At 33.1% G+C, this 14,854-nt stretch carries 13 protein-coding genes; 10 read left to right on the forward strand and 3 right to left on the reverse strand.

Features of this window, described 5'->3' with window-relative positions; genetic code table 11:
* Positions 1-81: 81 nt before the first annotated feature.
* Positions 82-234, forward strand: coding sequence for a hypothetical protein (locus tag NSQ08_RS10505; RefSeq protein ID WP_002012858.1), 153 nt, complete (start codon positions 82-84; stop codon positions 232-234).
* A gap of 1,146 nt (positions 235-1,380) precedes the next feature.
* Positions 1,381-1,695 (forward strand): heterocycloanthracin/sonorensin family bacteriocin, encoded by a 315-nt coding sequence (locus NSQ08_RS10510; RefSeq protein WP_328068366.1) that lies wholly within the window; start codon positions 1,381-1,383, stop codon positions 1,693-1,695.
* Between the two features lie 308 nt (positions 1,696-2,003).
* On the opposite strand, the gene NSQ08_RS10515 is transcribed toward NSQ08_RS10510, so the two are convergent.
* Positions 2,004-2,906, reverse strand: coding sequence for a LysR family transcriptional regulator (locus NSQ08_RS10515; RefSeq protein WP_085963395.1), 903 nt, complete (start codon positions 2,904-2,906; stop codon positions 2,004-2,006).
* Between the two features lie 129 nt (positions 2,907-3,035).
* Here NSQ08_RS10515 and gabT point away from each other — a divergent pair, with 129 nt between their 5' ends.
* From gabT to NSQ08_RS10545, 6 genes are all read left to right on the forward strand, one after another.
* Positions 3,036-4,361: a 4-aminobutyrate--2-oxoglutarate transaminase gene (gabT, locus tag NSQ08_RS10520; protein ID WP_002031963.1), complete on the forward strand. Its 1,326-nt coding sequence runs from the start codon at positions 3,036-3,038 to the stop codon at positions 4,359-4,361.
* Between the two features lie 14 nt (positions 4,362-4,375).
* Entirely contained in the window at positions 4,376-5,065 is a 690-nt protein-coding gene (locus NSQ08_RS10525) for an MOSC domain-containing protein (protein WP_002168398.1), read from the forward strand.
* A gap of 262 nt (positions 5,066-5,327) precedes the next feature.
* Positions 5,328-6,212, forward strand: a complete 885-nt coding sequence (locus NSQ08_RS10530) for a GNAT family N-acetyltransferase (RefSeq protein WP_340774364.1) — start codon at positions 5,328-5,330, stop codon at positions 6,210-6,212.
* A gap of 33 nt (positions 6,213-6,245) precedes the next feature.
* Positions 6,246-6,842, forward strand: coding sequence for a DUF1349 domain-containing protein (locus tag NSQ08_RS10535; protein WP_340774367.1), 597 nt, complete (start codon positions 6,246-6,248; stop codon positions 6,840-6,842).
* Between the two features lie 262 nt (positions 6,843-7,104).
* The gene (locus tag NSQ08_RS10540) at positions 7,105-8,859 is read left to right on the forward strand and encodes an ABC transporter ATP-binding protein (protein WP_016092610.1); all 1,755 of its coding nucleotides are present in this window, start codon (positions 7,105-7,107) and stop codon (positions 8,857-8,859) included.
* Complete coding sequence (locus NSQ08_RS10545; RefSeq protein WP_340774374.1) at positions 8,852-10,648, forward strand: ABC transporter ATP-binding protein; 1,797 nt, start codon at positions 8,852-8,854, stop codon at positions 10,646-10,648. The genes NSQ08_RS10540 and NSQ08_RS10545 overlap by 8 nt, the downstream gene beginning before the upstream one ends.
* 65 nt (positions 10,649-10,713) lie before the next feature.
* On the opposite strand, the gene NSQ08_RS10550 is transcribed toward NSQ08_RS10545, so the two are convergent.
* Together NSQ08_RS10550 and NSQ08_RS10555 are read right to left on the reverse strand one after the other, a co-directional pair.
* Positions 10,714-11,001 (reverse strand): tyrosine-type recombinase/integrase, encoded by a 288-nt coding sequence (locus NSQ08_RS10550; protein WP_206703300.1) that lies wholly within the window; start codon positions 10,999-11,001, stop codon positions 10,714-10,716.
* 262 nt (positions 11,002-11,263) lie between these two features.
* Entirely contained in the window at positions 11,264-12,484 is a 1,221-nt protein-coding gene (locus tag NSQ08_RS10555) for an ATP-grasp domain-containing protein (RefSeq protein WP_002031975.1), read from the reverse strand.
* 194 nt (positions 12,485-12,678) lie between these two features.
* Here NSQ08_RS10555 and NSQ08_RS10560 point away from each other — a divergent pair, with 194 nt between their 5' ends.
* Positions 12,679-13,704 carry a YheC/YheD family endospore coat-associated protein gene (locus tag NSQ08_RS10560; RefSeq protein ID WP_002012876.1) on the forward strand — a complete coding sequence of 342 codons (1,026 nt, stop codon included), beginning with the start codon at positions 12,679-12,681 and terminating at the stop codon, positions 13,702-13,704.
* A 272-nt stretch (positions 13,705-13,976) separates the two neighbouring features.
* Complete coding sequence (locus tag NSQ08_RS10565) at positions 13,977-14,507, forward strand: hypothetical protein (RefSeq protein WP_002031980.1); 531 nt, start codon at positions 13,977-13,979, stop codon at positions 14,505-14,507.
* Positions 14,508-14,854: the final 347 nt, after the last annotated feature.

Raw genomic sequence — 14,854 nt, forward strand, 5'->3', positions numbered from 1 at the left:
CTGGATTGTTTAGTGGAAATAAAACTTAATAAAATAATCCTTTTATAAGTAAGTAGGTCGAACGGAGGGGAACCGTATCGTATGAATCAATTGTCATTTTCTGAAGACATCGATGAAAAAGAGATGCGAAGACTTGTGGTGAAGGAGCTGAAAAACTACAAAGCATTGTGCGTTCGGATGAAAAATCAAGAAGAACAGGCTCAAGCGGGGGCATCGTTCTTTTTCCTAAAATGAAAGGTGACGATAAGAATCATGAGATACGTTTTAAACAAATTGAACGGACATTGAAATATGCTCTTGATAATGATCAACGTCAGATAATTGAATTGAAGTATTTTGGGAGTAAGAAAGTCAAAGATTCCTATGTTTATAATGAATTGATGATGAGGCGTGATAGTTTTTATGAGAATAAAAAAATAGCTATCCGTTTGATAGCTACTGCTTTAGGGATTATATGAACGTGGTTTTATTTTAGTGAAGATGAAATTATGATCTTTTGTGTTACTGATATAAATTGTTATATGATACGTGTAATCCATCTTACTCGCTCTGCCTTGTGGCAGGGCTTTTTTATATAATAATATAAATTAAGTAGTTAAAGAGGTGTGTTTAAATGAGCTGGGAAGAATCATATAGAAGAGAGCAACCATGTCCATGTGGTAAGGGAAAATATATTGAAATTATGAAGGTGTATGCAATAGAAGAAATATAAGAAAGTGCTAACACGTATGCGGAATAGACATAAAACATCGCTGATTTGCCATTCATAAAAATAGACTTTTCTTAGCAGAAATCACTAATTATAAATACTTATAAAATTAGCTCTGATATAGCAGATATTGAAGCGAAGAAAAATAAAGATGGGAGTGCATATTGGAAATACGAAGATGACCAAACAAAATTATGGAATATACGACTATAGAACTAGAAAATGATGACATAAATCTAAATATTATTGTTTGAATTCATATTTTATAATGTCCATTTAGCCCGCATTAACTGCCCGTAACCCCCCTCTGATTAAAGTTTCACTTTATAAAAATGAGCCCATAGTAAAAATAACCTAAAAATAGGCATATGAACAAGGTGCATCATCTAGTGATAGGTCATATTTTGTTGGTGTACGTATTGAACTTAGTTTATCCCGCTATTTGTGGGCAGTAAAACTCCCACCTCAAAATTCAACTGGAGCAAAGAAGTTAGGTGGGAGCCCTGCTGCCCGTAAACGCCCGATTGGTGCGGGCTAATAATCAGTGGGGGATGAACAAAACCCCTACTGATTAAAGTTTCACTTTATAGCGCTATTTCTACTTAGATTTAACGAACAGAAATATAGGAAAGTATCGATGGGGTTTTAGTTTATAAACGGAGGTCATGAAGATGAATAATTTTCAACAAGAACTACAAGCGTTAAGCCTTAATGATTATCAGCCTGGAAATATTGTGTATTGGGACCAGCAAAACCAATATCCATATTACTATATTACAGATGATGCTCGTCGCTGTGGCGGCTGTGGTGGTGGTCGTTGTGGTGGTGGTGGTGGTCGTTGTGGCGGTGGTCGTTGTGGTGGATTCCGTTGTTTTGGTTGCTTCGGTTGCTTTAGTTGTTTTGGTTGTGGTGGTTGCTCTAATTGCTCTAATTGCTCTAATTGTTTTGATGGTTTTAATGGTACTACTGTAACATTTGAATATTGATAAGAGACAAAAAGGAATCCATTTTGAAAAAAGATTGATCGAAACGGATTCCTACTTTGTGAAGCATTATATAATTTTTATAAAAATGAGCTAACAAGTTTGCAAACGGACTTGCTAACACCTATACGAAATAGACATAAAGTATCGCTGATGTGTAGCTTAATAATACGATAATAATTTAGCACTTATAATGAATAATAGGTTATTAGAAAAGAAACCATAAAATGTAATGTTTTATATCATTATAAAAAGAGATTATTCTAATAGGTCGTTGTGTAACGGCTGCATAGGATAATCTCTTTTTATGCTTATTTTTGTAAAGAATGTACTGTTATTTTGAGTTGCTCAATAAATTTCCGGGTAGCAGCGCACATATATTTATCTCTTCTATAAATAAGTCCTATATCTATTGTTGGAGTGGGGTTTTCAATTTTAATAGCTTGTATGTGCTCATTTTGCAAAAAGTCTATATACGGTTTTGGTAACACGGTAATCCCCATACCTTGTGCGACCATTTGAATTAAAGATTCCATTGTACTAATTTCTAAAATTGGCTTTGGTTTAAAGTTAAAGTTTTGGCAATGAGATGTAATTAGTTCTGTTAAATAGAAATTTTTAGGTAGAAGAATTAAAGGATAGTCCTGTAATTCTTCAATAGATACATACTTACGTTCAGTTAAAGAATGGCTGGTTGGCACAACTAATGTAAGTTCACTTTTATATAGTGGGATAGAAACAATCTCTTTATCTTGCACCGGGAGAAATGTAATACCAATATCTAATTCATTTTGTAATAATTTTTCACGAATTTCTCCTGTACGAAGCCCCAACACAGAGAGTTCGATATTTGGATATTGCTTATTGAAATCTAATATAGCTGGTGGTAGTAAATAATTTACTACGGTTAACAAAGATCCTATTGTTAAGGAACCGTGATGTAATCCATTTAAATCTTGAATGGCAGAACGAGCTTGTTCGACTTCGTGAAAGATTGTTTTACTGTGCGATAATAAAACTCTTCCTGCTTCAGTTAAAGATATTTTTTTACCAATTCGATCGAAAAGTGGCATGCCTACTTCATGTTCTAATGCACGTATTTGTTGGCTTAGTGAAGGTTGTGAAATATTTAATTTCTCGGCTGCTTTTGTGAAATGTAATTCTTTCGAAACAGCTAAAAAGTATTCTAATTGTCGTAATTCGATTGAAATCACCTCAAGTTTAATCATAGGATATACCTATCATTATTATATAAATAATTGAATTGAACAATGGTTTTGTGGGATATATAATCACTTTATCAGAAATGGATTGATTAAAAAATTGGATGAGGTGAAGAAGAATTGTTGAAATCTAGTGTATTACCGGGCAGTTATTCACAAGTACTTCAAAAAAGGTATGAGGAGGCTGTACCGACAGGAATATATCATTTAACGCCTTTATATGTAAAAGAAGCAAGGGGAGCGATAATAACAGATGTAGATGGAAATCAGTTTATTGATTTTGCTGGTGGAATTGGTATGCAAAATGTTGGACATTGTCATCCGAAAGTTGTAAGAGCGGTACAAAAACAAGCAGAATCATTTATACATCCTTGTTTTCATGTAACTCCATATGAAAATTATATTACTTTAGCGGAGAAAATTAATGAGAAAGTGCCAGGTACAAGTAAGAAAAAAACGATGTTTGCCAATAGTGGTGCGGAAGCGATTGAAAATGCTGTAAAGATCGCACGTAAAGTAACAGGGAGGAGTAAAGTAATTTCGTTTGAACGAGGATTTCATGGGAGAACATTAATGACAATGTCTCTATCGACCAAAGAAACTCCATATAAAGCAGGATTTGGTCCGTTCGTTTCAGACATGCATATATTGCCGTATCCGTACTATTACAGAGCTGAAGAAGGAGTTTCTCCTGAAGAAGTGGATTCTCAAGTCATCTATCAGTTTGAAAAGTTTTTAGAAGAAGTATCACCTGAAAAAGTAGCAGCGATCGTAATGGAACCAGTACAAGGAGAGGGTGGGTTTATTGTTCCTTCCATTTCATTTGTAAAACGATTACGAGAAATTTGTAATCAATACGGTATTTTAATGATAATGGATGAAGTGCAAACTGGATTTGGCCGAACAGGGAAATGGTTTGCAACGGAACATTTTCATATAGAACCTGACATAATGACTTTGTCAAAATCAATTGCTGGCGGTTTACCATTAAGTGCTATTGTCGGTCGTGCGGAGTTGATGGACATTCCTGGGAGAGGACAAATTGGTGGAACTTTTGCCGGGAGTCCGTTATCATGTGCAGCCGGTCTTGCTGTATTTGAAATAATGGAAGAAGAAAATCTAGTTGAAAGGGCTCAGCAAATTGGAAATAGAATAATGTCACATCTACATCAAATGCAATTAAAGTACGAAATGATTGGTGATGTTCGTGGAATCGGTGCGATGGTTGCAATGGAACTTGTAACGAATCGCATAACGAAAGAACCTGCAAAAGAACTAACAGTAAAGCTAATTGAAGATTTTTGGAAGAATGGGCTTATAAGTATTGGAGCGGGGATATTTGATAATGTACTACGCTTTTTACCACCTCTAGTTATCTCAAACGAAGAAATAGATAGAGGATTTGAAATAATAAATGAGTCTTTTGAAAAGTTGTGCCGCAAGTAAGAGGAGGGATTTGAATGACTAAAGTATATGAAATCCTATCTTTAAATCTAGGATTGCCAAAAGAGGTTATGTATGGTGGGAAGTTAATTCAAACAGGGATAAATAAAAAGCAAGTAAAGGAACCTGTTTTTTTATCATTTTTAAAGTTTAATGGAGATGGACAGGCGGATTTAGTTCATCATGGAGGGGTAGATAAAGCGGTTTGTGTTTATACTGGTGACCACTATCCTTACTGGGAAAAAGAGTTGAATCAGGAACTTGTATATGGGGCTTTCGGTGAAAATATAACAGTAAGCGGAATGCGTGAAGAAGATGTTTGTATTGGTGACACGTTTCAACTCGGAGAAGCTATTGTACAAGTAACGCAGCCAAGACAACCTTGTTTTAAATTAGCCAAGAAATATAATATTCCAAAGTTGCCATTATATTTTCAAGATACAGGATACACAGGTTTTTATTTTCGAGTATTAAAAGAAGGGTGGATATTACCGGTAGATACTTTAAAATTGTTGAAGCTTGATCCAAAAGGTGTGTCAATTTTGTTTGCGAATCGCATAATGCATAAAGAAAAACAAAACTCTGAAGGATTAAAAAGGATTTTAGAAGTAAATGCACTGTCTACTAGTTGGAGAAAGACGTTTGAAAAGCGAGTGAAGGGAGAAGAAATTAGTACGAAGGAGCGACTTGAGGGAACCAAAGAATAGGTGAATTATATTTGCATAAAATGGTGTATTTCTATTATCGGAAAGATAAGTAGGAAGCACCATTTGTTATATAATAAACATGATATTATTCAAAAATCTTAATACTAGTTTATTCGACTTGTTTTTTAATAATCAAAACATAAAATAAATTAAACCATTTTTAAAAGTTTTATGATACTATATTGATTTGAAAGGCCTATTTTTTGAGAGTAGGTCATATAAGTATATCTAAATTAATGGAATCGACGTATGGAGGGACAACATGGGCAATGTTGAAAAAATGGCAAACTTTCTATTAGAAGAACCGAGAAGAGAACAGTTATTTCCTTTATTTGAAGAAGTGTTTGGGATTACGAGCCAAACATTGCAGGATTTTTCAGAGAAAGGGTATTGGGATTATACATATAAAGCATTATCATTTTTACAAGATGATAATGCGATTGCAAATGTTGCGGCATTTTCACTTCCGCTTTTAATTAATGGTGAAAAAATAAATGCAACGGGTATTCAATCAGTAATGACACATCCGAATTATCGTAGACGAGGATTAATGAAGCAATTGTTTAGTAAGATGATAGAGGAAATTGATGAGCAATGCGAGTATGCGGTCTTGTTTACTGAAAATCCGGAACTATATAAACCATTTGGTTTTCAAATTGTGCAAGAATATTTGATGACAGTATCATACGAAAATAAAGGCTACAAAGATTCTCAACTTAAAAAGTTAGATTTTTATAATGAAGAGGATAGACAATTAATACATGAGATTATTGAAAATGGCCAAAGGCTTTCTAATAAATTTTCAACGTTAAATTACCGCTCTTCGTTTTATTTAAATATGTATGATTCAACATGGAATGAAAACCTTTATTATTCAGAGAAATTAGATGCGCTGATTGTTTTTACAGTAGAAAATCAAAAACTAAAATTATTTGGAGTATTTGCGCCGGTAATTCCGATTTTAGATGAATTATGTGAGGAAATCTCTGGGGAATTTACGGAGATTGAATTTTATTTCTACCCAGATCAATTAGGAATTGATGATGTACAATATACAGAATTACAGACTAGTAAGTATTTAATGGTTCGAAGTAATAAAGAATTAGATTTTAAAGGTTATAAATTCCCGGTATTAACTGAGTTTTAAATATTAATTTAAATGCTTTTTTATGGAGGAATTATGAAAACATCATATATACCAAATCATATTGAGCAACTTACTGTAATGAACGCACCTAAATTTTACAAACTTGAAGACAATGATACATTCATTGTCCATTCGAAAGAAGAAACAGATTTTTGGCTGAAAACCCATTTTGGTTTTGAAGTAATGAATGGCCATGTATTTTATGATGAGATAATGACAGATTTTCAGGCTGAGGTTCAATTGCTCATGAATCCAAATGCGACATACGATCAAGCGGGTTTATTTGTTATGATTTCTGAGAAGTGTTGGTTAAAAACATCTTTAGAATATATTCCTGAGGGCCCATCACATTTAGGTGCTGTCGTAACGAATAATGGCTATTCTGATTGGTCAACGCAAGACTATCCAAATGAGTTTGCTAAGCAACAATTACGTTTTCGAATTATTCGAAAACTTGGCGATTATACAATATATGTGAAAACGAGTCAGCGATGGGAACAAATAAGAATCGCTCATTTGATGGAGGACATAGGTAATGAGCCTGTTAAAATTGGTTTTTATACGTGTAGTCCTTCTGAAAATAATGGATTCGAGACCGAGGTTTTTGATTTTAAAATTGAACAAATATAGATGGGAAAACCGCATTCTTACTAAATGAGAATGCGGTTTTTATTAAGTTAAAGAGTATTCACATCAACTGGCAGTGAAAATGCCTGGTAGATTAAAGTTCCATTTTATTGACTAAAAATGATTTAAAACTTATCATTTAATAATGTTAAATATTAATTTGCCTAATATAATAGGACTAATGGAGAAATTACAGACTATATCGCTCAAATAAGGAGGACTATAAATTATTCGATGGTAATTTCATGAAAAAAGGAGATTGTGTATGAAATCATTTCGCAAGTTGTTACAGTATTTAAAACCATACATGTTCTTCGCTATTATTGGACCGCTATTTATGGTACTTGAGGTTGCGATGGACTTAATTCAACCGACAATAATGCAACATATTATTGATGTTGGAATTGCAAACCGGGATTTGAATTATGTAATAAAAATGGGGCTTCTTATGATAGGAGCAGCAGCAATCGGTTTAGTTGGAGGACTTGGTTGTATGATGTATTCTACAAAAGCTGCTGTTAATTTCGCTACAGACATACGAAAAGATGTGTTTGCGAAAATAGAAACATTTTCTAGCAAAAATCGTGATTCATTTGGAACAGGTAAATTATTAACAATTGTGACAAATGATATTACATCTATTCAATCGGCGATGACGATGACGTTACGTGTACTTGTCCGTGGACCGTTATTATTTATTGGAAGTATCATTATAGTCTTTGTAACAGCGAGAGACCTATTTCCAATTTTACTTGTTGTGGTACCCGTATTATTAGTTGCAATTGTATTGATTGCAGGTCAATCGAGCGGTTCATTTAAGCGAGTACAAGAAGCATTAGATAAAGTAAACACAAAGCTACAAGAAAATTTATCCGGTGTACGTGTTATAAAAGCATATGTAAGACAAAAATATGAAATCGCACAGTTTGAGAAAGTTAATACAAGTTTAACTGAAATAAATATTCGTGCAATACAAATTATTTCATTGATGATGCCAATTATTATGCTAGTTGTAAATAGCGGAATTGTAGCAACTTTATGGATTGGTGGCGAGAAAGTTTTTAACGGTACACTCCAAGTAGGGGCCATTTTAGCTTTTATTAACTATTTAAATATCATTTTAATGTCACTTATGTCTATTAGTATGGTATTTATTCAAATTGCCCGTGCTTTTCCATCAGCTGATCGTGTACAACAAGTCTTACATACTGAAGTTGATATTACAACTGAAGGCGACGTATATGAACCAAAACAAGTGGGTGGTAATGTAGAGTTTAAAAATGTTAGCTATAGTTATACGAAAAATAATGAATATGTTTTAAAAGATATTTCCTTTACTGTACGTAAAGGTGAAAAAATAGGGATTATTGGATCGACCGGAAGTGGTAAATCTACATTGGCGAAACTATTGCCACGACTTTACGATGTTGATCAAGGTGAAATATGTATAGATGATGTTAATGTGAAAGCATACGATTTGCAAAAACTTCGTGCTTCCATTGGCTTCGTTCCACAAAAGGCACTTCTTTTTTCAGGCAGTATAGAAGAGAATTTACGTTATGGCAAAGAAGATGCAACTTATGATGAATTGGAATTAGCATCTTCATCTGCTTGTGCGACTGAGTTTATCAATAAGCTGGAAGACTCTTATGAATATAACTTAACACAAGGTGCAACCAATCTATCTGGTGGTCAAAAACAACGTATATCTATTGCAAGAGCCCTAGTGAGAAAGCCATCTATTCTTGTATTAGACGATTCTACATCGGCAGTTGATGCGAAGTCAGAAGCTGTAATACAGGAAGCATTAAGGACAAGATATAGTGGCACAACGACATTTTTAATTGCATCAAAAATATCTTCTATTATAGATGCTGATAAAATCCTCGTTTTGAATAACGGTGAATTAGTTGGAAATGGTACGCATGAGGATTTATTGGCAACTTGTGAAGTGTATCAGGAAATTTATCTTTCCCAAGGTGGTAGCCTGCAGCAAGAAGGAGGGGAAGAGCGTGCGTAATTTTCAAGGACAATTTGGAAATAAAGGTGGACGTAATAATCCGAAAACGGGAAAAACTAAGAATACTAAAGGAACTATAATGCGAGTATGGAACTATATGGGGTATCAAAAAGCATCTCTTATGTTCGTTATTATTCTTGTATTTATCACGACATTACTAGGTTTACTTGGGCCATATTATATGGGGGTCATCATTGATGAATACATTGTACCGAAGGATTTAAGCGGGACAGCCAGAATGTGCATGCTACTCATTGCGATATATGGGATAACCGTATTATTAACATGGTTACAAACATTTGTAATGATTAATGTTGCATTAAAGACTATACAAAAAATACGACAAGATATTTTTGAAAAAATTCAAACACTTTCTCTACGATTCTTTGATGTACGTTCTCAAGGTGATTTAATGAGCCGTGTGACAAATGATATTGATAACTTAAATCAAGCTTTGACACAAAGTGTTGTGCAAATCATTTCATCAGCGTTAACGTTTATAGGTGTAACAATTGCGATGTTTTCATTAGATTGGATTTTAGCGATTGTAACTTTAATTACAGTACCTATTATGTTTTTCGTTACGAAAAAACTAGTTGCTTATAGTGGGAAAAACTTTGCGAAGCGTCAAAAGGATTTAGGAGAATTAAATGGATTTATTGAGGAAGCTATTACAGGCGCAGACGTAACTACGTTATACGGAAAAGAAAAAGAAACCGTACATAACTTTAATGAAATTAACGAACAGCTAAGAATTTCAGCAACGAAGGCTGAAACGTTTTCAGCATTTATTTTTCCAAGTATGAACTTTATTAATAACTTAGGAATGGGGCTTGTAATTGGAACTGGATCGGTAATGGTATTAAACGGAATGACAACAGTAGGTGTCATTGCAGCTTTTATTAATTATTCTCGACAATTTTCAAGACCACTTAGTCAATTTGCAACTTTAATGAATACGATTCAAGCGGCAGTTGCTGGAGGAGAACGTGTCTTTGAAATTATGGATGAAGTACCAGAAATTCAAAATAAAAAAGATGCAGTACTTGTACAAAATTTACAAGGACATGTTAGGCTTGAGGAAGTTTCATTTGGATACGCACAGGACAACATGATTTTAAAAGATGTGAGTCTCGAGGCGAATCCTGGGGAGACAATCGCTTTAGTCGGTCCAACTGGATCAGGAAAAACAACAATTATTAATTTGTTAACTCGCTTTTATGACATTCAAAAAGGGCAAATTAGCATTGATGAAAAAGATATAAAGGATTATGATATTAATTCTTTGCGGAGTAAAATAGGGGTTGTTTTACAGGATACGTATTTATTTGCAGGAACGATTATGGAAAATATTCGATATGGACGTTTAGATGCAAGTGATGAAGAAGTAGTTGCAGCAGCAAAAGCAGCATCAGCACATTCTTTTATAAAACATCTACCGAATCAATATGAAACGGAAATTGCTTCAGAAGGTTCGAATTTAAGTCAAGGACAAAAACAACTCCTTGCGATTGCACGAGCGATTTTAGCAGATGCAGATATATTAATTCTCGACGAAGCAACATCTAATATTGATACGAGAACAGAATTACAAATTCAATCTGGATTAAATAATTTAATGAGAGGGCGAACAAGTTTTGTAATCGCTCATCGGCTGAAAACGATTGAAAAAGCAGATCAAATACTTGTAATAAAAGATGGAAGTATTTTAGAGAGAGGAAATCATGAAACCCTCATGGAAGATGGTGGGTTTTACTTTGATTTGTATACGAGTCAGTTTAAAATTTAACAAAAACATTGATGTGGTGAGGTTTCTCTAGAAAAGAGAAACCTCATTTTTTATATTTGCAAACATTACCATCCGAATAGTCTTTCACTAAATGTTTTAACAGCGTCCTTTTGCAGACTAGGTGAAAAATGTGAATAGCGATTTAAGGTTATGAAAACGTCCTTATGATCCAATCGTTCGCTTACAATCTTTGGATGTACTCCTTGTTTTAAAAGAAGCGTTGCATGAGTATGGCGTAAATCATGAAATCTAATGTTTTTTAATTCGGATTTTTTCAAATAGGCTTTAAATGTATCACGAAAACCACTTTTGTCTTCTTTTTCCTGTCTCTGAATCAGCTCCGATATCGACAATAATACACCACTTTGTTCCTCTTTTTCGAATATGTCCTTTCACTTAAAACATTCCTTCATTGATTTTTGAATCATGTTGTAAAAGTATATTTGTAATTTTGCTGCTATGAAAATTACATGTTTGGACATATCGGCGATGGATATATTTTATCATATATAAATTAAAACATTTTGGAGTCGTCTATTTAGTAAAGAAATTAAAATTATAAGAAATATGATTTTTAGTATATTTTCATCAGTTGGTGTATATATGTCGTATTTATTATTTTTGGATTTCAAATGAAATTTCTTTAGCTGCTTCTAAAGCTATTTTTTTAGCTTCTGTTTTAAAATAGGCTGCAGCTAAAACGTATCCACATCGATGTCCCATTGATGTAGGTGGTTTTAAGATAGTTCCTTTTTTAGGTTTTATATAAACTTTCTCTACACCAGGATATTTAGAACTACGGTTTTTCCCTGTAACTCGAATTAGTTTTCCTTTAGATTTAACTGTTAGGTAATGAGCGTACACATATTTATAATGTTTTTTATTTAGTGAAGGTTTATTTCCTAACATTAACTGAATAGTCTCTTGCACTAAGTTGATTCCATGTCCAATTTCAATTATGTCATTCATTGCTCCACCTGATATTCTGGGATTTATCTCAATTAATTTCCAAACATCTTTTATTCTCCGGAGTTCTAGATGACACGCTCCATTTTTCATATTAAAGGCCTGAATAACAGAATTAACTGCATTGAAAAGACTATTATATAGTCTTTTGTCTACCTGTCCTAGTAAAGAATAACCAGTAACAATAAAACGTTCAAAAAGTGTAATTTCTTGTTCAATTACTGCTATAATATGGACTTTTCCATCTTGAACTAAAATTTCAACTAAGTACTGAGGTCCATCTATATATTCTTCAAGTAGAATTTCTTCATTAGGTAGTTTTTTTAAAAGACTTTGTATAGATAAGATTAATTGATCTTTATTTTTTACTAATAATACATCTTTGGATCCTGTTGATTTAGGGGATTTTACAATAAGAGGGAAATTTATCTCTTTAGTTTTTTCAAGAAAAGATGATAATGATTCTGTTGGTTTGTAAATTAAATAGTTGAGTGAGATTGGTAATTCTTTAAGTACATTACGAGTTAATATTTTGTTTTCCATATGATGGATAGCTTTAGTAGATACAATATTTGAGCAAAATCTTTCTGATAAACGTGCAGCCACATAAACAAAAGGGTCAATAAAACTAAAGATCCCTTTTATGTTTTTTCCTGATTTATTTAATTTTTCAATTGTTGTAATTATATTATCATAATCATTTATATCAGTGAAAATCATCTGATGTACATCAGGGAATATAGTGCGTTCATTAATAAATTTTGTTTTTTTAGTTAATAAAACAGTAAAGAAATTAAGTTTTTCAGCTGCTTTGATTGCTTCCCTACTTGATCCAGATTTATTTGTTTCAATGAAAACGATAGTATCCATTTTATGTCACCTTAACCTTTATCATTTTATAAAATCTCAGGTTTATTATTTCTATAGGTAGAATATTAAAATGAGGTTAAGCTTGTTCTGGATTTTTCGAAAAATGGTTGAATGAGGAAGAACATGAATATATATATAATGAATTTGATATTTGTTTTGAAAAAATCTTTAGAAAGAAGGGAAGAAGAACTAACATGACTATAATTGGTATGCTTCATCATCGGAAAGATCCGAATGACGTAAAGAAAGCATATACTTATGCTGCTGTAGCTAAAGCTGAAGGTGTGGAATTTTTTTATTTTACTTTAGGAAAAGTAAATATAGAAACGAAGAAGATTTTAGGTAAAACTTATGAAAATGGTAAGTGGATTGAACAAGAATTTTCTTTTCCAGATGTTATTTACAATGCAAGTGTTCATGTTAGTGATAAAAATCAGCAAATCTATGATTATCTACATGAAAAAGTTCCTTTTACAAGTCATTCAATTGGAAATAAATTAAGTGTATATAACAGAATAAATAGAGCGAAAAAATTTAAGCAATATCTTATTCCTTTTTATGAATTAAATGATGTTAATAAGTTTTTTGACATGATTAATCGTTATGAAAAACTTATTATTAAACCAATTTCTGGACATCAAGGTAGTGGTATTATTTTCATTGAAAAAAATGGGATGAATTACAGTATGAATGAGTCAGAACAAATTTCATCTATTAATAAAAAACAATTACGGAGCTTTATATCTGATAAGATTCAAGAGCAAGGTTACATAATTCAACAGTTTATTTCATGTCAAATGAAATCTGGTCATGTTTATGATTTTCGATTGCATGTTCAAAGAAATGGGGAAGGCAGGTGGGTTGTTACTTCTATATTCCCGAGAATAGGTCCATTAGGAAGTATTGTATCAAATATGGCTAAGGGTGGTTATAGTACTTATTTAGATGTTTTTTTAAAAGCGGAGTTTGATAACGATTGGTATAATATTAAAAGGTATTTAGAACGATTTGCAGTAACTTTTTCTAACCATTTTAATTCTTTATATAAGGATATACTATTTGATGAGTTAGGAATTGATGTAGGGATTGATAAGGATCAAAAATTGTGGTTATTTGAGGTGAATTGGAGACCAGGGGTACCTAATATATTTAATCTTGAATTAGATGTAGCTAGAAATTTAGTTCACTATGCTAGATATTTGGCTGATAAATATAAATAAGAAAAGGAAAATATAATGAAACCTAGAAACCTTTATATACCAATGTTTCTACTAATCTCTCTTTCTATATCTCCTATAAGGTTTTTCTCCATGCATTCCGAAATTCGGCGGATGCGGGAATGTCGCCAAGCCAACGGACCTAATACGAGGTAAATACCGGAACCTGGTAATACATCCTTCATTGTGGGCGGGGTCACATATTTATAAAAAAAATACGCTTGTCCAATCCATTATCATTCTCCAGTCATTTAATACTACAAAGGGGGGAGAATATGGAAAACAATGAAAAAATCACGTTTCGATTTGTAAAAAAAGATGGAGAAGAAATTAATTTGGGAAATCTTGCTGATAAACGAAAAATTGTCATTGTCATTAATAATCAGATTACATTTGCACCGAATACAACACAAATTGCCAGTGGAGCCGGACAAAATAGTGCAGCAGGAAGTAATGCGGCAATCGATTCATCGAATACCCGACAGCAAGAAACGGTGGGCGCTGGAGGCGAAGCCATAAATAAAGGAATTAGTGGGGACCAGATTGAGCCGCATAAAATGAAAAAAGAAACTTCGGATGAAGAGGCAGAATTTGTACTTATCATCAATAATCAAATTAATAAAACCCGTAAGGAACAGGCTGGTGCTACTCAAGTGGCAAGTGGTGGTGGAGAAGACAGTGCAGCGGGAACCAACGCTGCCATCGAAAGCTCTAATACTAAACAGCAACATGCAGTAGGAGGCGGAACGGATAGTTCGGCAGAAAATGCAGGTGAAGAAGGCGACCAAATAGAAAAATGCGATTAAAGAAAAGAGGCTGTAATTATTTCGCAGCCTCTTTTTCTTATTATGGATTAATTGGTCTATTACTTACCCAACCAAATTAGGAATATATTAAATATCTTGATGGATCATATACTGTCCATAATCCTATCCGTTGAGAAGTATTTGGATTTTTATATACTGCGATTGATCTATAAGGTTTTCCATGACTAGCTAAAGTATTGTCAATATATACTGCAAGGTCATAAGGCTGAAGTTGTATTTAATAAAAAGTTGTAGCTTCTGATTTTGATGATGCGAAAAATCAAATTCGTCAACTCGAATTGTCTTTTGCCACAGAAGCATGTGCTTCTTTTTTTGAAGAGCTATTA

Source organism: Bacillus sp. FSL E2-8887, from assembly GCF_038007205.1.
Taxonomy (GTDB): Bacteria; Bacillota; Bacilli; order Bacillales; family Bacillaceae_G; genus Bacillus_A; species Bacillus_A mycoides.